This is a genomic window from Rhizobium sp. rho-13.1 (assembly GCF_007000305.1).
In the GTDB taxonomy this organism is placed as follows: domain Bacteria; phylum Pseudomonadota; class Alphaproteobacteria; order Rhizobiales; family Rhizobiaceae; genus Rhizobium; species Rhizobium rhododendri.
The window spans coordinates 695,787-717,489 of the sequence record NZ_SCFL01000002.1; the positions used below are offsets into that span (position 1 = coordinate 695,787).

Genomic DNA, 21,703 nt, shown 5'->3' on the forward strand with positions numbered 1-21,703 from the left:
ATCTCGCTTACTTCTCGAGCGAGACCACCACTTCGACGTGGGATGTCCAGAGGAACTGGTCGATCGGTGTTACCTTGGTGATGCGATAGCCGGCCTCGACGAGAATGGCGAGGTCGCGCGCCAGGGTCAGCGGATTGCAGGAGACCGCGACGATCTTCTTGACCGCCGAGCGCGCCAGTTCCTTGACCTGCGCTTCGGCGCCCGCGCGCGGCGGATCGAAGACGACGGCGTCGATATATTTGAACTCCGCCGTCATCAGCGGCCGGCGGAAAAGGTCGCGACGCTCCGTGCTGACGGGCTTCAGACCCTGCGTGGTGCGGGCGGCAAGATCGAGGGCCGCCAGCGCCTTGCCGTCGGATTCGGCGGCATGGACGCGACCGAGACGGGCAAGCCTCAGCGCAAAGGTGCCGGAGCCGGCGAACAGATCGACGATGCGCTTGGCCTTGCCGATATGGGCGACAACCAGATCGGCCATCACGTCTTCGGCTTGCTTGGTCGCCTGGGTAAAGGCACCGGGCGGTGGCGAGACCTGCACGCCGCTGAAATCGATCATCGGCTTGGTCTTCTCGAGGATGATTTCGTCGTTCAGCGAAATGCGGGCGATGCCGCGAAGCGACAGGATGGTTTCGATGGCGGCGCGACGCTGTTCGTCCGAGAGCGCCTTGATGCCGTCGACGGCGATGTCGAGGCCGGCCAGCGTTTCCAGCACGCTGATGCGGAAAGCTTCTGCGTTGATCGACAGCGCCTTTGCCACCATGCGGATCGCCGGCAGCTTGCCGACGATATCCGGTGACGAGATGGGACATTCCTCGATGGCGACGATGTGATGGCTGTCCGCCTGGTTGAAGCCGATCAGCACGTCCTTCTCGGTGCGGCGTGCGGCAAACACCACGCGCCGGCGCTGGCCCGGATGGGCCGCCACCAGGTCGTCGACGTCAGGCGTCAGTCCCTTCGACTTCAACGCGTCGATTACCAGCTGCCGCTTGAACGCCCGGTAAGGCACATCGGCGTAATGTTGCAGCGTGCAGCCGCCGCAGGTGCCGTTGACGCCATCGGGACCGAAGTGCCGGCACGGCGGCTCCTGCCGGTCGGGCGACGCCTTGAGGATGGACATCAACGTACCCTTGTCCTTGATCCGGGCAATCGCGACGCTCTCGCCAGGCAGGGTGAAGGGCACGAAGATCGGGCCGTTGGCATCATGGGCGATACCATCGCCCTGGCCGCCAAGCTTGTTGATGGTAACTGTTTCGGCGCTCATGGCTTGCGTCCCGCCAATAGGAATTCATGGTTTCCGTCGCCGCCGGCAATCGGCGAGGGGATAAGGCCAAGCGTTTCCCAGCCCATTTCGTCGACCAGCCAGCGCTCGAGGTCGGCAGCCACGTCGGGCGCCGTTTCCGGTAGTTTCAACAGGCCGGCCTTGCTGACGGCTTCGCGGCCGGCCTCGAACTGCGGCTTGACCAGCAGCACGCAGAAGGCGCCGGCTTCGGCAAGCTCGAGGGCCGGCACCAGCGCCAGCTTCAGCGAGATGAACGACACATCGGAGACGATGAAGGTGATGGCGCGGTTGTCGATATCGTCCGATGTCAGGTAGCGGGCGTTGAGGCCCTCGATGCTGGTGACACGCTCGTCGCCGGCGACGCGCGGATGGATCTGGCCATGGCCGACATCGATGGAGGTGACATGTGCGGCGCCGCGCTGCAGCAGTACTTCGGTAAAGCCGCCGGCGGATGCGCCGACGTCCAGACAGTCGTGACCGGCCGGATCGAGCTTGAAATGGTCGAGCGCCGCGACCAGCTTCAGCGCCGCGCGCGAAACGTAGTCCTGTGCGGGATCGTCGATTTCGAGCACGACATCGTCGGCAAAGGTCATGCTTGCCTTGGTGATGACCTTGCCGTCGACCTTGACGGTGCCACGCTGGATGGCGTCACGGGCGCGGGATCGGCTAGCCACGAGGCCTCGCGACAGGACAAGCTGATCGAGGCGGTACTGGGGAGGAAATTGTTCTGACATGGCCTGTCCATGACCGCCAATGCCATCAGTTGCAAGCTTTTTATATGTCTCAAGCCGATCTCCGCCTGTTTCCAACGCCTGCCGGCCCGGAATCCGCCTGCGTCATCAGCTGCCCGCCAACGAAACAGGCACTGGCATCACGAAGTCCCGGCGACGACCTCCCCGATGACCGCGACGGTCTTAATGTCTGCCGGAATGCTTGGGGATCGTGCTTCGGTGCGCAACCATCGCGCTATCGAAGTTAAACGATTGGAAAGCTATGAGCGCTAACGTTGCGGCCATTGCGATGGCCCCTCGAGGGCCAAGCCCGCCATGATGGCATCTGCCAGGTCGCGCCTATCCGATCATGTTTCATCAATTTGACCTCTCGCTGCGTTCCATGGCGCCGCGAGGGATGTTCTCTGAGGACAGCGCTCAGGAGGCGCTTGGCGATGTCTGCTAAAAATCTTTCTCTGAATGGCAAGCTGGCGATTACGTTCGTCGCGCTCATTCTGCTTTTCGTTTCCGTCTCGGCCTTCGTCTATTCGAAGGCACGCGTCTCGGCGGCAGCCGCCACCGAACAGGCGCAGTCACAGAAATTCGTCAACCTCGTCGATGACTCCCTGCAGGCCATGCTGGAGCAGGCGGTCAATCTGCGCGGCTTCCTGCTGTTCCGCAGCAACAGCACCTATGGCGATCTCTTCGCCAACCGCGACCGCATGCTGAAGAGCATCACGGCTGCAAAGGACGTCGCCGGCGGCCATGCCGATATGCAACAGGCCCTCGATACCATGCAGAAGACGGCCGATCTCTATTTCCACCAGCTGGCCGAGCCACAGGCGAAGGCCCGCAAGGAAACCGAGATGCCGGTCGACCAGATCGTCAAGATCGGTGTCAATGAAGCCAAGGGCCAGCTGGACGGTTTCCGCGATGCCGCAGCCAAGGTCAAGCAGATCGCCCGCAGCCAGGCCGATGTGCTGGCCGCGACGCAGGCCAAAGCCAACAGCGACCTGAGCTGGACGCTCATCCTCGGCGGTATCGTTGCTTCGCTCGCTGCCGCCATCCTCGCCTTTCTCCTGTCGCGCACCATCGTCAAGCCCATCGTTGGCATGACAGCGGCGATGGGTCGGCTGGCCGGCGGCGACAACAACGTCGAGGTTCCTGGCTCGGGACGCGGCGACGAGGTCGGCCGCATGGCCGAAGCCGTGCTGGTGTTCAAGGACGCCGCAATCGAGAAACTGCGTCTTGCCGGTGAAACCGAGCGCATGCGCAGCGACGCCGAGCGACGCCGCCACATGGACGACGACCAGAAGGCCCGCGAAGAGGCAGAACTGCGTTTCGCCATGGACGCGCTGGCCGCCGGCCTGTCGACATTGGCAAGCGGCGATGTCGCTGCCCGCCTCGAGCAGGTCTTCGCCCCGCAATTCGACAGCGTCCGCATCGACTTCAACAATGCCGCTGAAAAGCTCGACGTGACGCTGCAGTCCGTCGGCGACAATGCCTCGGCCATCAGTGCCGGTGCCGACGAGATCCGTACTGCCGCCGACGATCTTGCGCGCCGTACCGAACAGCAGGCAGCATCGGTGGAGGAAACGGCCGCAGCCCTCGAGCAGGTGGTGACAACCGTGCGCGACTCCGCCAAGCGCGCCGAAGACGTCGGTCATCTCGTCGAGCGCGCCCGCCTTGGCGCCGAGCGCTCCGGCGACGTCGTCCGCAAGGCGGTTTCGGCGATGCACGAGATCGAAAAATCATCGGGCGAAATCAGCAACATCATCAGCGTCATCGATGACATTGCCTTCCAGACCAACCTTCTGGCTCTCAACGCCGGTGTCGAAGCTGCGCGTGCCGGCGAGGCGGGCAAAGGCTTTGCCGTCGTCGCCCAGGAAGTCCGCGAACTCGCCCAGCGCTCGGCAAAAGCTGCCAAGGAGATCAAGGCGCTGATCAACACGTCGGGTACGCAGGTCAATGCCGGCGTGGCGCTCGTCGGTGAAACCGGCAAGGCACTGGAGGCGATCGTTTCCGAGGTCCGCGAGATCAACCAGAACATCGCCGCGATCGTCATCTCGACCCGCGAACAGTCGACCGGCCTTCAGGAGATCAACCTCGCCGTCAACGCCATGGACCAGGGCACCCAGCAGAACGCGGCCATGGTCGAGGAGCAGACGGCTGCAAGCCATTCGCTCGCAAGCGAAGCCAGCGCCCTCGACGACCTCCTCCGCCAGTTCAGGCTAAGCAAGGGCCGCCACCCACAGATATCGAAGCCCGCCGCCTTCGCTCCGAAGCCTGCGACGGCGCCCAGGCCCGCTGCGTCCAGAATTAGCGCCGCCACAGACCGCACCCGCGCGGTAACCTCGCCGGCACGAGCCCTTGGGCAGACGCTCGCGAAAGCCCTCAGCGGCGGCAAGCCATCCACCGCCAGCGCCCCGGCTCAGGAAAACTGGGAAGAATTCTGAGAACTGGCTGATAAATCCGAGTTCAACGAAAAGGGCGGTGCAGCAGCATCGCCCTTTCTAATTTGGCGCGGCGGGTGTGGCGGTGCTACGCATCCGTGCCACGTCGCGCCGGGGCGTCTCCCGGTGGGTGCGGCGATAATCGCGGCTGAATTGGGAAGGGCTGTCGTAGCCCACCCGAAAGCCAGCTTCGGCCGCTGTCAGTCCTTCGATCATCATCAGCCGCCGTGCCTCCTGAAGACGGATCTGCGTCCGGAACTGCAGCGGGCTCATCTCCGTCGTCGTTCGAAAATGCTCGTAGAATGACGACGGGCTCATGCCGGCGATATTGGCGAGATCCTGGATTGCAAACGGTGCTTGAAAGTTCCGGCAGATATAGTCGATGGCGCGGCCGATCTGGTTGAGGCGGCTTTCGCCATTGGCAATCTGCCGCAGCATGGCGCCCTGCGGCCCGCCGAGCAGGCGATAGAGGATTTCCCGTTCGACGAGCGGTGCCAGCGCCGCCGCATCCTCCGGTTCGTCCAGCAGCATCAGCATCCGCGCAACAGCATCGATGAGCTTCGGCGTCGTGGCGCTGAGGCGGGCTGCCGGGGCGTTGTCGACGCGCGTGGGTGTTGTCGACACCATCTCCGCGAGAATACCGGCGTCGAACTCGAGCTTGAAGCAGAGATACGGTTCGCAGGCGCTTGCCTCGATCACGGCGCCGATGACGGGCAGGTCGATGCCGACGACCAGATAATGAGCCGCGTCGTAGACAAGACTGGTCTCGCCGATCACGGCCCGCTTGCGACCTTGGGCAACGATGCAGCAGGAGGGCCGATAGAGTGTGTGGACGGGCTCCGTTTCGGCCGAACAGCGGATCAGCCCGACACGGGGGATGGCGGTATCGTAGCTGCCGTCTTCCGGTGCGTGGCGGTTGATCAATCCTGCGAGTTCGGCAATGGTTTCCATAGTCGCACTATGTCCCGGCGAAAGCTTGTTGCCAAGACCAAGGGGGCGCTTTCGGAGGATCGTGCAAGAAATTCGGAAAAGCTGTCTACCGCCATCTTGGTCTTGAAGTCAGGTTGTGGCCAACAAAGACGGCAATTCCGTCGTCTCTTTGCTGGAAGGACATTTGAATGACAGGCATCAGGGACAAGGTGGTTCTGATCACCGGCGCAAGCAGCGGCATCGGCGCAGCCGTGGCCATCGAACTCGCCGCAGCAGGCGCCCGCGTCGTCATCGGGGCAAGACGCAAGGACCGGCTCGACACGCTGAAGGCAGAGATCGAAGCCAGCGGCGGAACGGTGCTTTTGCAGGCTCTCGATGTCACTAGCCGCAGGGACATGGACGCCTTCGTTGCGGCCGGCATGGAGGCATTCGGTCGTATCGACGTGCTCGTCAACAATGCCGGGATCATGCCGCTGTCGCCGATGGCGTTGCTCAAGGTCGAGGAATGGGACCGCATGATCGATGTCAACATCAAGGGCGTTCTCTATGGCATCGCTGCCGTGCTGCCGATCATGAACCGGCAGGAGACCGGGCAGATCATCAACGTCTCGTCGATCGGTGGACTCGCGGTGTCGCCGACAGCCGCCGTCTATTGCGCCACGAAATATGCCGTCCGCGCTATCTCCGACGGCCTGCGGCAGGAAAACACCAAGCTGCGCGTCACCTGCGTCTATCCGGGCGTTGTCGAGTCGAAACTCGCGGATACGATAACTGACCCAGCCACGGCCGAAGCCATGGTCGCCTATCGCAGCATTGCGTTGAAGCCCGAAGCCATCGCCCGGGCTATTCATCATGTCATCGCCCAGCCCGGGGATGTCGACACGAGCGAGATCGTCGTCCGACCGACGGCCGCAGCATGACGACAGATCCATCACGCAACGATGAGGTCCGGACAATGTCCCATCCCTATGTCGGCTTGTGGATGACTGCCGATGGCCTCATCCGACACCGTCTTCTCCCGGACAACCGCTACGATGAAGCCCGTGGACAGCGCGAAAGCGCCTACCGTGGCCGCTACGAGGTAAGCGGCACCCACATCGAATACTGGGACGATACCGGCTTCACGGCCGATGGCGATTTCATCGACGGCGTGTTGCACCACGCCGGGATGGTTCTCTACCGCGCCGGCTGATCGGAGCGCTTGCCTTCCATATCAGCCGGCGATGCCGGCAATATTCGGGCGTCCGAGCGCCTTGAAGACAGTCTGGACGATGTTGGCGCGGTCGAGACCGGCATAGGCGAGCATCGCCTCGGGCTTGGCCTGCTCCATCCAGATGTCTGGCATGACGAGCGAGCGGATCTTCAGGCCGATATCGAGCAGGCCGTCTGTAGCGAGGAACTGCAGCACATGGCCTGCAAAGCCGCCGACGGAACCTTCCTCGATGAGGATCAGCACCTCGTGATGGTGGGCCAGCTGGCGGATCAGGTCGTGGTCCAGCGGTTTTGCAAAGCGCGCATCGGCGACCGTCGTCGACAGGCCGGCAGCATCGAGATCCTCGGCGGCCAGCAGGCTGTCGGCCAGCCGCGTCCCAAACGACAGCAGCGCCACCTTCGAGCCCTGCTTGACGATGCGGCCCTTGCCGATCTGGAGGATCTCACCACGCTCCGGCATTTCGATGCCGACACCTTCGCCGCGCGGGTAGCGGAAAGAAATCGGACCGTCGTCATAAGCGGCAGCAGTGCGTACCATATGCTTCAACTCCGCCTCGTCGGACGCGGCCATGACCACGAAGCCGGGCAGAGTGGCAAGGAAAGTGGTGTCGAACGAACCGGCATGGGTCGGCCCGTCGGCGCCGACGAAGCCGGCCCGGTCGATGGGGAAGCGCACCGGAAGCCCCTGGATTGCCACATCGTGCACCACCTGGTCGTAGGCCCGCTGCAAGAAGGTCGAATACAACGCCGCAAACGGTTTGAAGCCTTCGGTGGCAAGACCCGCGGCAAAGGTCACGGCATGCTGCTCGGCGATGCCGACGTCGAAACAGCGCTTCGGAAAGATCTCCGCCAGCTTGTCGAGGCCGGTGCCGTTCGGCATGGCGGCGGTGATGCCGACGATCTTGTCGTCGAGCTTTGCCTCCTGGACGAGGGCGTCGGCAAAGACGCTGGTATAGCTCGGTGCGTTCGGCTTCACCTTGGCCTGCGTCCCGGTGATCACGTCGAACTTGTTGACGCCGTGATACTTGTCGGCGGCAGCTTCGGCCGGCGCATAGCCCTTGCCCTTCTGTGTCACGACGTGGATCAACACCGGCCCTTGAGCATTATCGCGGACATTGCGCAGCACCGGCAGCAAGTGCTCGAACGAATGCCCGTCGATAGGGCCGATGTGATAGAAACCCATCTCCTCGAACATCGTGCCGCCCGTTACATATCCGCGCGCATGCTCGACGGCGCGGGTGATAGCGCGGTCGACGTTCTTGCCGAGATACGCAGTCAGCTTCTTGCCGATTTCCCGCATGCCCATATACGTCCGGCCAGATGCCAACCGCGCCAGATAGGCACTCATGGCGCCCGTCGGTGGCGCGATCGACATGTCGTTGTCGTTGAGGATGACGATCAGCCGTGCGTCCAGCGCGCCGGCATTGTTCAGCGCCTCATAGGCCATGCCGGCAGACATTGCGCCATCGCCGATGATGGCGATCACCTTGCGGGCGGTGTTGTCCAGTTCGGCTGCCACCGCCATGCCGAGACCGGCCGAGATCGACGTTGAGGAATGGGCCGCGCCGAAGGGATCGTATTCGCTCTCCGCCCGGCGGGTAAAGCCGGACAACCCGCCTTCCTGGCGCAGTGTACGGATGCGGTCGCGGCGCCCGGTGAGGATCTTGTGGGGATAGCACTGGTGGCCGACGTCGAAGATCAGCCGGTCGTTCGGCGTATCGAATACCTTGTGGATGGCAATCGTCAGCTCGACAACCCCGAGGCCAGCACCGAGATGGCCGCCGGTGCGCGACACGGCATCGATCATCTCGTCGCGCACTTCACGCGCAAGCTGCGGCATGTCTCGGTCTTCCAGCTTGCGAAGGTCGGCGGGAAAGTCGACCTGATCCAGCAGCGGCGTCTTGGGCGATGATGTCACAGGCTGGAGCCTCTTCTTATGTTCTTGGACGGGCGGCCCGCCATACCCGAAAATAGATCGTTGCGAAAGAAGCCGTTTCAAGGGGCTGCGGCAAGTTGGTCCCCTTCGGCCTGCGGGGCGAGTTAGCCTTCCGGCAGCGGAATGAATTCTTCCTCGTCGCCAGGGACGATATCGAAGCGGCCGGTGCGCCACTCTTCCTTCGCCTGTTCGATGCGCTCCTTCGAGGACGATACGAAATTCCACCAGATATAGCGTTTCGAACTGAGTGCCGCACCCCCGAAAAGCATCAGGTGGCAGCCTTTTTCGGCAGCCGTCAGCGTGATCGCGTCGCCTGGGCGAAAGACCAGCAGCTGATCCGCCTCGAAACGGTCGCCAGCCACCATCAGCGCGCCCGACAGAACATAGACGGCGCGTTCCTCGTGGTCGGCGCCAAAGGGAAACGAACGGCCGGGCTCGAGTGCCAGGTCGACATAAAGCGTGTCGGAAAACACCTTCACCCGCGATGCCAGGCCGTCGAAGTTGCCGATGATCACCCGCCCGGAGGCGCCGTCGCCGTCGATGACAGGCATGGCGCTTTTGTCGGTGTGCGAAAAGGATGGGTCGATCTCCTCCTTGTCCTCAGGCAAGGCAAGCCAGGTCTGCACGCCCGAGATCGACAGCGGATGGCCGCGCAGGTTGTCGGGCGTCCGCTCGGAGTGAACGATGCCACGGCCTGCTGTCATCAGGTTGAGATCGCCCGGCCGGACGATCTTCTCGGTGCCAAGGCTGTCGAGATGGCGGATCTCGCCGTCGAACAGGTAGGTGACCGTGGACAGCCCGATATGGGGATGCGGCCGGACATCCATCGCCTGATCTCCCCGCAGCACCGCCGGTCCCATCCGGTCGAAGAAGATGAACGGCCCGACCAGCCGGCGCCGGCTCGTCGGCAGAGCCCGCCGCACGGAAAAACCGCCGATATCGGCGGTCCGCGGAATGATCAGCTGCTCAATGGCATCGGAGGCACGGGCATCGCCGGGAAGAGGGTCTTTGCCGGGGAAAAAGGACATCGGAATCTCCTGTCGGTGACGGCAGATTACCCGCTCATCCGTTGCGCGCCCAGCAGAACTTTGCCGCACGCAGCGCGCCTGTCGTATAAGGCAACGGTCCGCCCCGCCGACAGATCTGCAAATTGCAGCACTGGATCGGTGGATGCCGGTTCGCATGCCGTCGGAGGCCTTACTGGCTGTCCAGCGGCTCCACGCCGACAGGCTTGCCGGCTCGGTCCAGGCGGATCTTTTCGATGCGGTTTTCGGCGGCGGAGAGCAGCGCTTCGCAATGCTTCTTCAGGGCTTCGCCGCGCTCGTAGATCTCGATGGATTCGTTCAGCGCCACGTCGCCGCGTTCCAGCCGCGCGACAATGCTTTCGAGTTCGGCAACAGCCTTTTCGAACGAGTAGTCGGACACATCCGGCTTGGCACTGTCAGTCATCGTCAACCCTTCATCATACGCAGAATATGCAGGCCCGCCGATTCGGCCAGCCCCTCCAGATCATATCCGCCTTCGAGCAGGCTGACGACCCGGTTCTTGGCGCTCTTGTCGGCCATTTCGAGAACGCGCCCGGTCGCCCAGTCGAAATCCTCGCCGGTCAGGTTGATCTGCGCCAATGGATCGCGGTGGTGGGCATCGAAGCCGGCCGAGATGATGATCAGGTCCGGCCGGAAGTCGTCGAGCGCTGGCAGCACGCGCGACTTGAACGCCTCGCGGAAATGGTCGCTGCCGCTGTTGGGCGACAGCGGCGCATTGACGATGGTGCCTTTGCCGCCGGTTTCGGTCTTGGCACCGGATCCCGGATAGAGCGGCATCTGGTGCGTCGAGCAGAACAGCACGGACGGATCGTCCCAGAAGATGTCCTGCGTGCCGTTGCCGTGGTGCACGTCCCAGTCGACGATGGCAACGCGTTCGGCGCCGTAGGTCCGCTGCGCATGGCGGGCGGCAATGGCGGCATTGTTGAAGAAGCAGAAGCCCATCGCCTTGTTCTTCTCGGCGTGGTGGCCGGGCGGCCGCGAGGCGACGAAGACATTGTCCGCAGCCCCGGTAAACACGTCGTCCACCGCAGCCATCGCCCCGCCGACACCGGTCAGCGCCGCCTGCAGGCTTTTCGGGCTGGCGTAGGTGTCCGCTTCAAGCTGGTTGATCTGCCCTTCGCCGTCCTCGGCGTCTGGGATCGAGCGCATCACAAATTCCAGGTGCTCTTCCGGGTGGGCGAGCAGGATGGCGTCCTCGTTGGCCTGCGGCGCATCGCGCCGTTCCAGCCGGGCGAAATTGGGATGCTCCAGGGCGATATTGATCGACCGCAGCCTGTCGGATCTCTCCGGATGGCCATCGGGCGTGATATGCTCCAGGAAAATCGGATGTTCGTAAAGACGCGTGCTCATGCGGTCAGCCTAACTATGAAACATCTCACCTAGCACGGCAGATGGGAGCGATCACCACAATGTCAACAAATGCGCTTAACCAAGAGGAGGCAAGGCCCGTTTACTTTCGGCCGAGCCGGTGCTTAAGCTTTCATTAAGGACAGCGTGTCCGTCAAGGTTGTGTAATGAGTAGAGCCCAGCGAGCAGACATCACCGAAATGCGCGTTCCACCGCGCGATGTCGACAGGTTCGGCCAGATGTTCATCGCCTCCTACATTTCGGAGGCGGAAACCGCGCTGTCGAACTTCTGGCGTGAACGGCCCGAAGTCAGCGACGAGCCGATATACATCCCGACCCGCGCCTCCTGCTCCCTGCACCGGGGGCTCAGATACGACGAGTTTGCCCGCTTCTCTGTGACCGTCAACAAGATCGGCGGCAAGTCGGTCGGCTTCATGGTGATGGTCGAGGCGGGCAACGAACTGGCAGCCGAAGTGGAGATCCTCTGGCTGGCCGTGCGTGGCGAGGAGCACGAGCCGTCGCCGCTGCCGGAAGACACCCGCGACTGGCTCTACAAATATCTCGACTGATCAGTTCCGCTGCGGCAGCAGCGGGTAGCCGGCCATGACCGCGCGGCCGACCAGCGCTGCGACGACCGCCTTGACGATATCGCCGGGCACGAAGGCCAGCGACCCGAAGAAGGCCTTGCTGAAGCCGATATTGGCGGCGATGGCGAGATAGGCGATGCCGAAGGCATAGAGCACGACCACGCCGCCGGCGACGGAGGCGATGAAGAAGCCGATGCCCTGTGCGATGCCCGACTGCTCAGCCTTAACCAGCCGCTCGGAGAGCATGCCGGTCACGAACGCCGCAAAAATCCATCCGACGAGGAAGCCCGCCGTCGGTGCCACGAAGACCGCCAGGCCTCCACGCCCGCCGGACAGCACCGGCAGGCCGATGGCGACCAGCAGCACGACGATCAGCGCGGCGATTGCCCCGCGTTTGGCCCCGAGCACGACGCCGGCCATCATGACGCCCAACGACTGCGCGGTGATCGGTACCGGAATGACGCCGAGCGAGATCGGCGGCAAAAGTCCGAGCGCCACGATGATCGCTGCGAAAAGGGCGGAGAGGACGAGGTCGCGGGTACTCATGGGGGGCTCCAAAATCAACTGTTACTTTTTCAATGCCGCCGAATGCCGCGCGCGTCAATCGCTGCGGCGATGGCGTCTGCATCCCGCAGCGTCAGAATGATCAGCGGCACCAGCGTCGTCCGCACCCGGATCGTAAGCCCGCGCGCCTGATGCGCCTCCCGGATCGCCGCATAGCGGCCGACGATCTCAGGCACGAAGCGGACCACGAGGCCGACCGCAAGACCGATATCGGCAGCCTTCACCAGTCCTGTCCGTTCAAGTGGCATCGCCGCCCAGGTTATTTCGTCCATGAAGTCGGCAATGGTGGTAGTCGCCGTCACCGTGGCGGCAAACAGCGTCAGCGTTACCAACCTGAGGACGGTGACCAGGGCCTGATCCCACGGATTGAATAGCAGGCTGAACAGGCTGACGAAGGCAATGGTCAGCAGCACCGGCCGCAAGCGCTGCAGCGCCTCCTTCCAGCCCAATCCGCAGGTAAAATAGAGAAACGCCCCTGCCAGCAGCGCCACGCCCAGCACGCCGGGGTTACCGGTCGCAAACAATGCGATACCGAGCAGCGCCATGACAATGAGCTTCAGCCTTGCGGAGAGGCGATGCATCCAGCTATCGGCATCGACATAAAGCGATTGCATCAGCGGGCGATCTCCCGGTAGAGCGCAATGCTGTCGCCGGGTGATCCTTCGGCGACGAGCCGTCCCTTGTCGAACAGCAGCACGCGCTCGAAATTCTCGATCAATTCGAGGTCGTGGCTGATGACGATGACGTTTTCAGGCAGTTCGCCGATCATTCTCTCGACCCGTCCCCGGTTGCGAAGATCGAGCTGGTTGGTCGGCTCGTCGAGGATCAGGATGTCGGGGCCGGTGACCAGCACCGAGCAAAGCGCCGCCAGCTGCAGTTCGCCGCCGGAAAGCTCGTGGGCGCGCCGGTCGGCCAGGTGCCGGGCGTCGAGGCGGTCGAGTACGGCATCGACGGCAGCCGCAATCTCCGGCTTGCCGAGCCCGCGATTTTTGAGGCCTAGCGCGATATCGTCACGCACGACTGGCAGGATGATCTGGTTCTGCGGCGACTGGAAGATGAAGCCCACCTTGCCAAGCACCGCCTTGGCATCGGCGACGGTATCGAGCCCATCGACCACCACGCGGCCCGTCGTCGGCTTGGCGAGCCCGTTTATCATCCGGGCGAAACTGCTCTTGCCGGAGCCATTGAGGCCGATAATGCCGACGCGCCGCTCGATCAGCGTCACGCTGAAAGGCTGAAGCGCGACCTGCTGGCCGAACCGCAGTCCCGCCTGCTCGAAGCGAATATCCAATGTAGGCCCTCGTGAAACGGAGACGCTGTCCTATAGCCGGTAAATGCGGGGTGGCAAATATAGAAGGCGGACGTTTGATATGGCGTCGATAAAGGGCCATCCTCTCCGCATGACGATTCTGATTTCAAACAGCGACGCCCGCCGCGTCTTCCTGGCCCGTCAGGGGCTGGCGACGCCACCCAACCGCGCGCTCGACAAAGCCGGGCTGCTGCAACTGATCAAGGACATCGGCTTCGTCCAGGTCGACAGCATCGGCACGGTCGAGCGGGCACATCACCAGATCCTGTTTTCCCGCAACCAGACCTATCGCCGCGAGCACCTGACGGAGCTTTTGGAAAAGGACGGTGCACTGTTCGAGCACTGGACGCACGACGCCTCGATCCTGCCGAGCGATTTCTTTGTCTACTGGAAGCACAAGTTTCGCCGCGAGGACGCCGCGATCATCGAGCGTTGGCGCAAGTGGCGGGGCGAGGGGTTCGAGGCCGCGTTCGAGGAGACCTATGAGCGTGTCGCCAATGGCGGCGCGATCATGGCGCGCGAGATCAAGGCGGACGGCCATGTCTCGGGCGGCTGGTGGAACTGGCATCCGAACAAGACGGCGCTGGAATATCACTGGCGCACCGGGAAGTTCGCAATCGCTGGCCGCCGCAATTTCCAGAAGATCTACGATCTCGTCGAGCGCGTCATCCCCGCCGAATTCCTGGCTGGAGAGGTCGACCACGAGGCCTTCGTCGACTGGGCCTGTCGCAGCGCGCTGCAGCGCCTCGGCTTTGCCACGTCAGGCGAGATTGCCGCCTTCTGGAACCTGCTGACGCCCCAGGAGGTCAAGACATGGGTCGATGCCCACGGCCAGGAACTCTGCGAGGTGCTGATCGAACCGGCGCTCGGCGGCAAGCCGCGTCCATCCTTTGCGTTTGCCGGTTTCGAGGAGACCATCGATCACCATCCGGATCCCCCGGCCCGCCTGCGCGTGCTCAGCCCCTTCGATCCGGCGCTTCGCGACCGTGATCGCACGCAGCGGCTGTTCGGTTTCTTCTATCGTATCGAGATCTTCGTACCGGAGGCCAAGCGGGAATATGGCTACTACGTCTTTCCGCTGCTCGAAGGCGACCGGCTGATCGGCCGCATCGACATGAAGGCCGACCGCAAGGCCGGTACCCTCGAGGTCAGGCGCCTATGGCTCGAGCAAGGCGTGCGCGCCTCCAGCGGCAGGCTCGAAAAGCTTAGCGCAGAACTCGAGCGCATCGCCCGGTTTACCGGCGTCGAGCGCGTGGTGCTGCTCGACGGCTGGCGCGGGTGACGCTATCCGTCCCTGTCTCGCTCATAAGCCAGGGCGCGCAGAAGCGCGCCGCACTGTTGTCGAGTGGCCTCAGCAGATCTCGGTTTGGGCGATCTTGATGCCGAAACCTTCGAGCCCGACATAGTGGCGCGAGCGCGTCGTCAGCAGCTTGATCGAGGTGACGCCAAGATCTTTCAGGATCTGCGCGCCCAGTCCGATTTCCAGCCATTCGCTGTCGCGGGTCTGGGCTTCGGCATGGGCCTCGCGATCTTGACGTGCCTTGCGGCCATTGTCGTGGTGACCGACGCCGACGGAGCCTTCGCGCAGGTAGACGATGATGCCGCGGCCCTCGTCAGCGATCTTCTTCATATAGTGCTCGACCGGGCGGCCCTTGCCGAAGACGTCGCTGGCGACGTTTTCCGGGTGCAGGCGCACGGGCACATCGACGCCGTCCCGGATATCGCCGAAGACGACGGCGAGATGCTGCATGGTATCCCATGGCAGCGAATAGGTATGGGCGCGGGCCTTGCCGAAGGCGGTCTCGATATCGAAGCTCGAGCCGAGTTCGATAAGCGTTTCCTTGCGCTGGCGATAAGCGATGAGGTCGGCGACCGAGATCGACTTGAAGCCGTGGGTTTCGGCAAAGGCCGAGACTTGCGGGCCACGCATCACGGTGCCGTCGTCGTTGACGAGTTCGCTGATGACGCCGATTGGGGGCAAGTTCGCCAGCCGGCAGAGATCGACGGCAGCTTCCGTATGGCCGGAGCGCATCAGCACGCCGCCTTCGCGGGCGATCAGCGGGAAGATGTGGCCGGGGCGGACGAAATCTCCGGGGCCAACATTGGGGTTTGCGAGGTTGCGCACCGTTAGGTTGCGGTCATCGGCGGAGATCCCCGTCGTCGTGCCGTGTTTGAAATCGACGGACACGGTGAAGGCGGTAGTGTGGGCCGAGTCGTTTTCCGCCACCATGGCATTGAGGTTCAGCCGCTTGGCTTCCTCGCGCGGCATCGGCGTGCAGACGATACCGGAGGTGTGACGGACGATGAAGGCCATCTTTTCCGGCGTGCAGTGGACAGCCGCCACGATCAGGTCGCCTTCGTTCTCGCGGTCGTCGTCATCCATGACGACGACGATCTCGCCGGCTTCGAAAGCTCTGATGGCATCGACGACGCGCTTCTGGTCGTAGGGCATGGAAACGTCCTTATGTCAGCCGGCCGGTCTGGCCTCGGTCTCTCAGATAATGATCGGCGATTGCACAGGCAACCATCGCCTCGCCGATCGGCACTGCGCGGATACCGACGCAAGGGTCATGGCGGCCCTTGGTGCGCAGGTCGACATTGCGTCCGTCCTTGTCGATTGTCTGGCGTTCGGTGAGGATCGACGAGGTCGGCTTGATGGCGAAGCGGGCAATCAGCGGCTCGCCTGTCGAAATGCCGCCAAGTACGCCGCCGGCGTGGTTGGACAGGAAGATCCGCTTACCGTCGTTGCCCATGCGCATCTCGTCGGCGTTCTCCTCGCCGCTCAGTTCAGCCGCGGCAAAGCCATTGCCGATCTCGACGCCCTTGACGGCGTTGATCGACATCAGCAGCGAGGCGACATCCTGGTCGAGCTTGCCGTAGATCGGTGCGCCGAGGCCGGCCGGAACGCCTTCGGCGATGACCTCGACGACGGCGCCGATAGAAGAGCCGGCCTTACGGATGCTGTCGAGATAATCTTCCCAGACGGGCACGATCTTGGGGTCGGGCGCAAAGAACGGATTTTGGTCGACCTGTGCCCAGTCCCAGTTGTCCCGGTTGATCTTGTGCTTGCCGATCTGCACCAAGGCTGCGCGAACGGTGACGCCGGGCACCACAAGCCGGGCAATGCCGCCGGCTGCAACCCTGGCTGCCGTCTCGCGGGCAGAAGAGCGACCGCCGCCGCGATAGTCGCGGATGCCGTATTTCAGGTCGTAGGTATAGTCGGCATGGCCGGGCCGATACTGGTTGGCGATCTCGCCATAATCCTTGGAGCGCTGGTCGGTGTTCTCGATCAGCATCGAGATCGGCGTGCCGGTCGTCGTCATGGTGACACCGTCATCGTCCAGCATCACGCCGGAGAGCACCTTGACGATGTCGTCCTCGCGCCGCTGGGTCACGAACCGCGACTGGCCGGGCTTGCGCTTGTCCATCCAGACCTGCAGTTCGGCCAGCGTGAACCGCAGCCCAGGAGGGCAGCCGTCAACCACGCAGCCGAGCGAGGGGCCGTGGCTTTCACCCCAGGTGGTAACGCGGAACAGATGACCAAACGTATTATGCGACATGGGGAACGACCGGCTTGCCTTTGGGCCTGCCTGTCGGTGCGACGGGCGCGGCTTGATCTTCGAATTGCGGCACACTCTTAGGACAAAATCAGGCCGAGGCAAAAGGCTTTCTTTGCCGGAGAACTGTTGGAGAAACACAATTGCGAACACTTGCGGACGGGCGCGCCACGCTCCGCGGCGATGCCATCATCGCGGCAAGCCGGGCGCTGCAATCATAGTTTGAAGTGCCATGGCCGGGACCGATTACGAAATGGGCTTACCCGCCGTCGTTTGACCTTTGTCGACAAAGCCTGTCCCTGGTTAATCCGAACTTAATGAAACGCTTAAAGATGATTCATCATTAAGGCGGTAAAAGCCTTTGTTACGAGCAACTTCAGCCATATTCGGAAGGCTATTGGTCAACATCAGAACGACCGAATTTGGAAGAGGTTGGTAAAATGCGATTCTTTGTTGCCACATTATTGGCCACAGCCAGCTTTCTTGCGCCGGTTGCAGGCTTTGCCGAAAGCGCCGACGTCGAGGGGATCATCCGGAAGGTCGATCTGAAGAATCGCAGCCTGACGCTGGACGACGGCAAGACCTACCAGGCCCCGCCCAGTTTCGACTTCAACGGGCTAGAGGTCGGGCTCAAGGTCATCGTCTTCTATACTGAAGTCGACGGCAGGCGCGTTATCAACGATCTGGATATCGTCTAAGCGGCAGGCGGCAGGATCAGTCGATCCAGCCGATAGTCCTGTCCTGCAGTTCTATCCTCAGGATCTTGTCCTGGGGGATCTCGCCCTCGGCCGCTTCTTCCTTGGGTATCTCGGCGACGAGGCGGAACAGCGAGCGGATGACGCCGCCATGGGCGACGCAGACGGTCGGTTTGTCGACCGATTGCAGCCACGAGCCGACCCGCCATGACAGGATCTCGTAGCTCTCGGCATTTTCGCCCGGCGGGATGAAGTCCCACTTGCCGCTATTGCGCTCGACAAGTCGCTCGGGCTGGGTGATTTTCAGTTCCTTGAGGGTGGAGCCTTCCCAGGCGCCGAACGACACCTCGACCAGCCGCTCGTCCGTGCGATAGTCCTCGGGCGGGAGCCCCATTGCCGCACGAGCGATTTCCATCGTTGCCCTCGTCCGGGCAAGCGGGCTTGCAACATAGTCGAAATTCAACGCTTCATCACCGAGCAGGGCAGCCAGCGTCAAACCGTTGACGCGGGCCTGCTCGCGGCCAATATCGTTGAGATCGATGTCGCGCTGGCCCTGAAGCCGGCGCTCGGCGTTCCAGTCCGTCTGGCCGTGGCGGATGACGTAAAGCGTCAAAAATGCATTCCTGTCTGAAATCAGTCCTTGATGACGGAAATATCCGGCGCATCGACGGCCTTCATGCCGACGACATGATATCCGCTGTCGGCGTGATGGATTTCGCCGGTGACGGAACGCGACAGGTCGGAAAGCAGGTAGAGACCGACGTCGCCGACTTCCTCGATGGTCACGGTGCGACGCAGCGGTGCGTTATACTCGTTCCACTTGAGGATATAGCGGAAGTCGCCGATGCCAGACGCGGCCAGCGTCTTGATCGGGCCGGCCGAGATAGCATTGACGCGGATGTTCTTCGGTCCGAGATCGACGGCCAGGTATTTGACGCTGGCTTCGAGTGCGGCCTTGGCAACGCCCATGACGTTGTAGTTCGGCATGACCTTCTCCGCACCGTAATAGGTGAGGGTCAGCATGGCGCCGCCATCGGTCATCAGCTTTTCAGCGCGACGGGCAATCGAGGTGAACGAAAACACCGAAATCTGCATGGTCTTGGCAAAATTGTCGGCAGACGTATCGACGTAGCGGCCGGTCAGCTCGTCCTTGTCGGAAAAGCCGATAGCGTGCACCACGAAATCGATCTTGCCCCAGAGCTTCTCGACATTGTCGAACACGGCGTCAATGGTGGCTTCGTCGGAAACATCGCAATGGCCAGCCAGATGACCGCCGATTTCGGCTGCCAGCGGCTCGACACGCTTCTTCAGCGCATCGCCCTGATAGGTTAAAGCAACCTCGCCGCCCTGCGCATGGATTGCCTTGGCAATTCCCCATGCGATAGAGCGGTTGTTTGCCACGCCAAAGATGACGCCGCGTTTGCCTGCCATCAGGCCTGTTGCTTGAGCCATAGTCTGCTCCCTTGAACTTCAATCGACCCTGCCTATGGCATAGGCGGTTCGAGGGTTCAAGCTAGGCTAGCATCATCAACTGTTAGGGAACGTAATAAAGGGTGCTCGCGCTACCGAAATGCTACAGAAACAATCCATCCTTCATGCTGCGCATCAAATCCGTCATCTTGTGATCGGGTTTTTCCCAAAGCATAAGCCGCAATTCGACCACCAGATCTCCCTTGCCGCCTTCGTCATTTGCAAGGCCTTCGCCCGGAATGCGGATCGTATGGTCTGAGCCGGACCATGGGGGCACGCTGACGGCGAGCCTGCCACGCGGTCCCTCGATCGAGGTTTCCCATCCGAGTACTGCATTTTCGATCGTCACGGGCAGGGTGGTGTGCAGATCGAAGCCCTTGACGCTGAACCGCTCGTGCGGTTCGAGATGCACGGTAACCGCCACGTCGCCACGCAGCATGCCTTGCAGCTTCAGCCCTTGCCCCTTGAGGTGGACGACCTGGCCGTCGCTCATGCCGGCAACCGCCTGGAACCGCACTTCCTTGCCGTCGGCAAGCGGTACGGTGATCCACTGCGCCTTGATGATGTCGTCGAGCGTGATGCGGGCTTCGGCGGCAATCTCGGGGGCTTTTTCCTGAATGGGGGGAGCAGCGCCGGTGATGCGCCGGACGAGCGATGTCAGCATGCCGAAAGGCGGGAGGGCGATGATGGCGGCAAGGGTGCTTGTCGCAACCGCCGGCTCGACCTCGGGGGCTGCAGGCTCGGCAGCCTCCGACTCGGGAGCATCCGCCGCCTTCTGTGCCATTGCCGGCTTTTCCGTCTGGGCTGCAGCGCGGGCGCCAAAAATGCGTTCGACCATGTCCTCGGCTGTTTCCGGGGCAGCGGTTCCATCGGGTGCCGCAGAAGGCGAGGCGGAGGGCGAGGGGGCGGCAGAGGCTGCGGCCGCCGCTGCTTTCTGGGCCTTCTGGGCGTTGGCCCGCTCCAGCTCTTCCATCAGCCGTTCGGCTTTGGCACGCGCCACCTTGGCGCGTTCTTCGGCTTCGCGCGCCGCCTGGCGCTGCTGCATGATGGTCGGACCGTTGCCCTTGGCTGCTGACGACATATTTATCACCTGATCGTAGCGGCTGCGTTTCTTCGGATCCTTCAGGGTCTCGTAGGCACGGCCGACCTCGGCGAACCGGGCCGTCGCCGTCGGGTCGTCGCGGTTGTGATCCGGATGGATGGCCTTGGCCATGGACCGCCAGGCTGCCTTGATCTCGTCCACGTCGGCGTCCTGTCTGACGCCCAAAGTTTTGTAAGGATCACGCATGTGTTCGATCGCCGCTTTTTTGCTGGTAGGCCATGTCGAACATGCCGTTCCCACTTCACTGACGCCTCGGTCGGTCCCGCCGAAGCGGAATCCGTGGCGTATATATTGTGATCCTGCGGGACAGTTGCTAATCAGGTGTTACGGTAGGCGTCTGGTGGCCTGCGATCTCCGGCAATGGTTATTCATTCACTAAAAATTGGGGTAATATCAGACCGGACTGTTAAGGATGCGGCGCTGGATTTGCCGATTTGACGCATTCGGCGCCTCCAGCGCCCCGGTCCGGTCAATTCTCGAGCAGGACGGCCTATGCAGGAAATCTGGATCGACTATCTCAACGCCGTGGACGTCAAGGCTCTGGCGCTCACCAACGACGATATCCTCGATGCCGTCTCCAAAGCCCTGGATGCACAGGGGCGAGGCGAAACCGTCATCGAACCGCGCGTCCATCTGGTGCCGGAAAGCTCCGACAAGGGGCACTTCAATGTGCTGCGCGGCTACGTGAAGGCGCTCGACTATGCCGGCGTCAAGGTGGTCGGAGATTTCGTCGACAACTACAAGGTCGGCCTTCCCTCGGAGATGGCAGTGCTCAACCTCTTCGATCCGCAGACCGGCGTGCCCAAGGCCATCCTCGATGCCACCGCCATCACCGACATGCGCACTGGCGCGGTGACTGCCATCGGCGCGCGGCACCTGGCCCGAAAGGACAGCAAGATCCTCGGCCACATCGGCGCCCGCGGGACATCCTACTGGAACGTCCGTCTGCTGGACCACATCTTCGATTTCGACGAAATCCGCATCCATTCCCGCCGCCCGGAAAGCCGCGATGCTTTTGCCGCGCGTCTCGAGCAGGATCTCTGCAAGAAGATCGTCGTCACTGAAACCTGGGAAGACTGTCTGAGGGGTGCCGACATCATGATCGAGGCAAGCCGGCTGCCGGAACCGACGCCGCTGTTCAAGACCTCCTGGGTCAAGAAGGGCGCTTTCGTCGTGCCCTATGGTACGATGAGTGCGCTGGAGTTTGATCTCACCGACATCATGGACAAGGTCGTCGTCGACGACTGGGGCCAGTGCGGTCCCGGCCGCCCCTATGGCGCACTCCGCCGCCATGTCGACGAGGGCAAGGTGACGGCGGAAAACCTGCATGCCGAAATCGGCGAGATCGTCTGCGGCGCAAAGCCCGGCCGCGAGAGCGACGACGAAACCATCCTCTTCTGGCATCGCGGCCTGTCGACCACGGACATTGCGCTGGGGGCTGCCATGGTCGACAAGGCAAAGCGGCTTGGCATCGGCCAGCGGCTGCGCTTTGCCTGAGGATCCAGAAGA

22 protein-coding genes are annotated in these 21,703 nt (G+C 62.6%); 7 read left to right on the forward strand and 15 right to left on the reverse strand.

From position 1 onward, the window contains the following. Positions 1 to 7: 7 nt before the first annotated feature. Complete coding sequence (locus EQW76_RS09775; RefSeq protein ID WP_142824173.1) at positions 8 to 1,258, reverse strand: class I SAM-dependent RNA methyltransferase; 1,251 nt, start codon at positions 1,256 to 1,258, stop codon at positions 8 to 10. Then, positions 1,255 to 2,010, reverse strand: a complete 756-nt coding sequence (locus tag EQW76_RS09780) for a TlyA family RNA methyltransferase (protein ID WP_142824174.1) — start codon at positions 2,008 to 2,010, stop codon at positions 1,255 to 1,257. Before EQW76_RS09780 ends, EQW76_RS09775 begins: the two co-directional genes overlap by 4 nt. Before the next feature lie 431 nt (positions 2,011 to 2,441). Here EQW76_RS09780 and EQW76_RS09785 point away from each other — a divergent pair, with 431 nt between their 5' ends. After that, positions 2,442 to 4,442 (forward strand): methyl-accepting chemotaxis protein, encoded by a 2,001-nt coding sequence (locus tag EQW76_RS09785; protein ID WP_142824175.1) that lies wholly within the window; start codon positions 2,442 to 2,444, stop codon positions 4,440 to 4,442. A 57-nt stretch (positions 4,443 to 4,499) separates the two neighbouring features. On the opposite strand, the gene EQW76_RS09790 is transcribed toward EQW76_RS09785, so the two are convergent. Continuing rightward, positions 4,500 to 5,390, reverse strand: a complete 891-nt coding sequence (locus tag EQW76_RS09790) for an AraC family transcriptional regulator (RefSeq protein ID WP_142824176.1) — start codon at positions 5,388 to 5,390, stop codon at positions 4,500 to 4,502. Between the two features lie 167 nt (positions 5,391 to 5,557). Here EQW76_RS09790 and EQW76_RS09795 point away from each other — a divergent pair, with 167 nt between their 5' ends. Both EQW76_RS09795 and EQW76_RS09800 read left to right on the forward strand, forming a co-directional pair. Beyond that, entirely contained in the window at positions 5,558 to 6,289 is a 732-nt protein-coding gene (locus EQW76_RS09795; protein WP_142824177.1) for an SDR family oxidoreductase, read from the forward strand. Next, entirely contained in the window at positions 6,286 to 6,561 is a 276-nt protein-coding gene (locus EQW76_RS09800) for an Atu4866 domain-containing protein (RefSeq protein ID WP_142824178.1), read from the forward strand. Before EQW76_RS09795 ends, EQW76_RS09800 begins: the two co-directional genes overlap by 4 nt. 21 nt (positions 6,562 to 6,582) lie before the next feature. Here the strand turns inward: EQW76_RS09800 and dxs are convergent, their stop codons facing one another. The 4 genes from dxs to EQW76_RS09820 all read right to left on the reverse strand — a co-directional run bounded on the left by dxs (position 6,583) and on the right by EQW76_RS09820 (position 10,913). Then, the gene (gene dxs, locus EQW76_RS09805) at positions 6,583 to 8,499 is read right to left on the reverse strand and encodes a 1-deoxy-D-xylulose-5-phosphate synthase (protein WP_142824179.1); all 1,917 of its coding nucleotides are present in this window, start codon (positions 8,497 to 8,499) and stop codon (positions 6,583 to 6,585) included. 122 nt (positions 8,500 to 8,621) lie between these two features. Continuing rightward, the gene (locus EQW76_RS09810) at positions 8,622 to 9,545 is read right to left on the reverse strand and encodes a pirin family protein (RefSeq protein ID WP_142824180.1); all 924 of its coding nucleotides are present in this window, start codon (positions 9,543 to 9,545) and stop codon (positions 8,622 to 8,624) included. 169 nt (positions 9,546 to 9,714) lie between these two features. Next, complete coding sequence (locus EQW76_RS09815) at positions 9,715 to 9,966, reverse strand: exodeoxyribonuclease VII small subunit (RefSeq protein WP_111217733.1); 252 nt, start codon at positions 9,964 to 9,966, stop codon at positions 9,715 to 9,717. Between the two features lie 2 nt (positions 9,967 to 9,968). Then, the gene (locus EQW76_RS09820; protein ID WP_142824181.1) at positions 9,969 to 10,913 is read right to left on the reverse strand and encodes a histone deacetylase family protein; all 945 of its coding nucleotides are present in this window, start codon (positions 10,911 to 10,913) and stop codon (positions 9,969 to 9,971) included. Between the two features lie 164 nt (positions 10,914 to 11,077). On the opposite strand from EQW76_RS09820, the gene EQW76_RS09825 reads away from it, so the two are divergent. Beyond that, positions 11,078 to 11,479, forward strand: a complete 402-nt coding sequence (locus tag EQW76_RS09825) for a thioesterase family protein (protein ID WP_142824182.1) — start codon at positions 11,078 to 11,080, stop codon at positions 11,477 to 11,479. Here EQW76_RS09825 and EQW76_RS09830 read toward each other — a convergent pair whose 3' ends face one another. From EQW76_RS09830 to EQW76_RS09840, 3 genes are read right to left on the reverse strand one after another with little or no spacing between them, the layout of a single operon-like run. Continuing rightward, a complete protein-coding gene (locus EQW76_RS09830) occupies positions 11,480 to 12,043 on the reverse strand; it encodes a biotin transporter BioY (protein WP_142824183.1) in 564 nt (187 codons plus the stop codon). Between the two features lie 29 nt (positions 12,044 to 12,072). After that, positions 12,073 to 12,675, reverse strand: coding sequence for an energy-coupling factor transporter transmembrane protein EcfT (locus tag EQW76_RS09835; protein ID WP_142824184.1), 603 nt, complete (start codon positions 12,673 to 12,675; stop codon positions 12,073 to 12,075). After that, positions 12,675 to 13,352: an ABC transporter ATP-binding protein gene (locus EQW76_RS09840; RefSeq protein WP_142824185.1), complete on the reverse strand. Its 678-nt coding sequence runs from the start codon at positions 13,350 to 13,352 to the stop codon at positions 12,675 to 12,677. Before EQW76_RS09840 ends, EQW76_RS09835 begins: the two co-directional genes overlap by 1 nt. Positions 13,353 to 13,461: 109 nt before the next feature. Between EQW76_RS09840 and EQW76_RS09845 the strand changes: the two genes are divergently transcribed. Then, complete coding sequence (locus EQW76_RS09845; RefSeq protein ID WP_142824186.1) at positions 13,462 to 14,652, forward strand: winged helix-turn-helix domain-containing protein; 1,191 nt, start codon at positions 13,462 to 13,464, stop codon at positions 14,650 to 14,652. Between the two features lie 69 nt (positions 14,653 to 14,721). On the opposite strand, the gene ribB is transcribed toward EQW76_RS09845, so the two are convergent. Continuing rightward, positions 14,722 to 15,822, reverse strand: a complete 1,101-nt coding sequence (gene ribB, locus EQW76_RS09850; protein WP_142824187.1) for a 3,4-dihydroxy-2-butanone-4-phosphate synthase — start codon at positions 15,820 to 15,822, stop codon at positions 14,722 to 14,724. A 10-nt stretch (positions 15,823 to 15,832) separates the two neighbouring features. Further along, positions 15,833 to 16,930, reverse strand: coding sequence for a chorismate synthase (gene aroC / locus EQW76_RS09855; protein WP_142824188.1), 1,098 nt, complete (start codon positions 16,928 to 16,930; stop codon positions 15,833 to 15,835). A gap of 437 nt (positions 16,931 to 17,367) precedes the next feature. Between aroC and EQW76_RS09860 the strand changes: the two genes are divergently transcribed. Beyond that, on the forward strand, positions 17,368 to 17,625 hold the full coding sequence (locus EQW76_RS09860; protein ID WP_142824189.1) for a DUF1344 domain-containing protein: 258 nt from the start codon (positions 17,368 to 17,370) through the stop codon (positions 17,623 to 17,625). A gap of 16 nt (positions 17,626 to 17,641) precedes the next feature. Here EQW76_RS09860 and EQW76_RS09865 read toward each other — a convergent pair whose 3' ends face one another. The 3 genes from EQW76_RS09865 to EQW76_RS09875 form a co-directional block, all read right to left on the reverse strand. Further along, entirely contained in the window at positions 17,642 to 18,235 is a 594-nt protein-coding gene (locus EQW76_RS09865) for a histidine phosphatase family protein (protein WP_142824190.1), read from the reverse strand. 20 nt (positions 18,236 to 18,255) lie between these two features. After that, positions 18,256 to 19,074 carry an enoyl-ACP reductase FabI gene (gene fabI / locus EQW76_RS09870; RefSeq protein WP_142824191.1) on the reverse strand — a complete coding sequence of 273 codons (819 nt, stop codon included), beginning with the start codon at positions 19,072 to 19,074 and terminating at the stop codon, positions 18,256 to 18,258. Positions 19,075 to 19,195: 121 nt separating this feature from the next. After that, positions 19,196 to 20,380, reverse strand: coding sequence for a DnaJ C-terminal domain-containing protein (locus EQW76_RS09875; RefSeq protein WP_142824192.1), 1,185 nt, complete (start codon positions 20,378 to 20,380; stop codon positions 19,196 to 19,198). 306 nt (positions 20,381 to 20,686) lie between these two features. Between EQW76_RS09875 and EQW76_RS09880 the strand changes: the two genes are divergently transcribed. Further along, positions 20,687 to 21,691 (forward strand): ornithine cyclodeaminase family protein, encoded by a 1,005-nt coding sequence (locus EQW76_RS09880; RefSeq protein WP_142824193.1) that lies wholly within the window; start codon positions 20,687 to 20,689, stop codon positions 21,689 to 21,691. Positions 21,692 to 21,703 lie beyond the last annotated feature (12 nt).

What these genes read in the sequence shown, in the direction of transcription:
- EQW76_RS09790 (WP_142824176.1), bottom strand. Translation starts at nt 5,390, where the DNA reads ATGGAAACCATTGCCGAACTCGCAGGATTGATCAACCGCCACGCACCG.
- EQW76_RS09830 (WP_142824183.1), bottom strand. Translation starts at nt 12,043, where the DNA reads ATGAGTACCCGCGACCTCGTCCTCTCCGCCCTTTTCGCAGCGATCATC.
- EQW76_RS09785 (WP_142824175.1), top strand. Translation starts at nt 2,442, where the DNA reads ATGTCTGCTAAAAATCTTTCTCTGAATGGCAAGCTGGCGATTACGTTC.
- fabI (WP_142824191.1), bottom strand. Translation starts at nt 19,074, where the DNA reads ATGGCTCAAGCAACAGGCCTGATGGCAGGCAAACGCGGCGTCATCTTT.
- EQW76_RS09845 (WP_142824186.1), top strand. Translation starts at nt 13,462, where the DNA reads ATGACGATTCTGATTTCAAACAGCGACGCCCGCCGCGTCTTCCTGGCC.
- aroC (WP_142824188.1), bottom strand. Translation starts at nt 16,930, where the DNA reads ATGTCGCATAATACGTTTGGTCATCTGTTCCGCGTTACCACCTGGGGT.
- EQW76_RS09835 (WP_142824184.1), bottom strand. Translation starts at nt 12,675, where the DNA reads ATGCAATCGCTTTATGTCGATGCCGATAGCTGGATGCATCGCCTCTCC.
- ribB (WP_142824187.1), bottom strand. Translation starts at nt 15,822, where the DNA reads ATGCCCTACGACCAGAAGCGCGTCGTCGATGCCATCAGAGCTTTCGAA.
- EQW76_RS09815 (WP_111217733.1), bottom strand. Translation starts at nt 9,966, where the DNA reads ATGACTGACAGTGCCAAGCCGGATGTGTCCGACTACTCGTTCGAAAAG.
- EQW76_RS09875 (WP_142824192.1), bottom strand. Translation starts at nt 20,380, where the DNA reads ATGCGTGATCCTTACAAAACTTTGGGCGTCAGACAGGACGCCGACGTG.
- EQW76_RS09825 (WP_142824182.1), top strand. Translation starts at nt 11,078, where the DNA reads ATGAGTAGAGCCCAGCGAGCAGACATCACCGAAATGCGCGTTCCACCG.
- EQW76_RS09820 (WP_142824181.1), bottom strand. Translation starts at nt 10,913, where the DNA reads ATGAGCACGCGTCTTTACGAACATCCGATTTTCCTGGAGCATATCACG.
- EQW76_RS09810 (WP_142824180.1), bottom strand. Translation starts at nt 9,545, where the DNA reads ATGTCCTTTTTCCCCGGCAAAGACCCTCTTCCCGGCGATGCCCGTGCC.
- EQW76_RS09795 (WP_142824177.1), top strand. Translation starts at nt 5,558, where the DNA reads ATGACAGGCATCAGGGACAAGGTGGTTCTGATCACCGGCGCAAGCAGC.
- EQW76_RS09775 (WP_142824173.1), bottom strand. Translation starts at nt 1,258, where the DNA reads ATGAGCGCCGAAACAGTTACCATCAACAAGCTTGGCGGCCAGGGCGAT.
- EQW76_RS09880 (WP_142824193.1), top strand. Translation starts at nt 20,687, where the DNA reads ATGCAGGAAATCTGGATCGACTATCTCAACGCCGTGGACGTCAAGGCT.
- EQW76_RS09800 (WP_142824178.1), top strand. Translation starts at nt 6,286, where the DNA reads ATGACGACAGATCCATCACGCAACGATGAGGTCCGGACAATGTCCCAT.
- EQW76_RS09860 (WP_142824189.1), top strand. Translation starts at nt 17,368, where the DNA reads ATGCGATTCTTTGTTGCCACATTATTGGCCACAGCCAGCTTTCTTGCG.
- EQW76_RS09780 (WP_142824174.1), bottom strand. Translation starts at nt 2,010, where the DNA reads ATGTCAGAACAATTTCCTCCCCAGTACCGCCTCGATCAGCTTGTCCTG.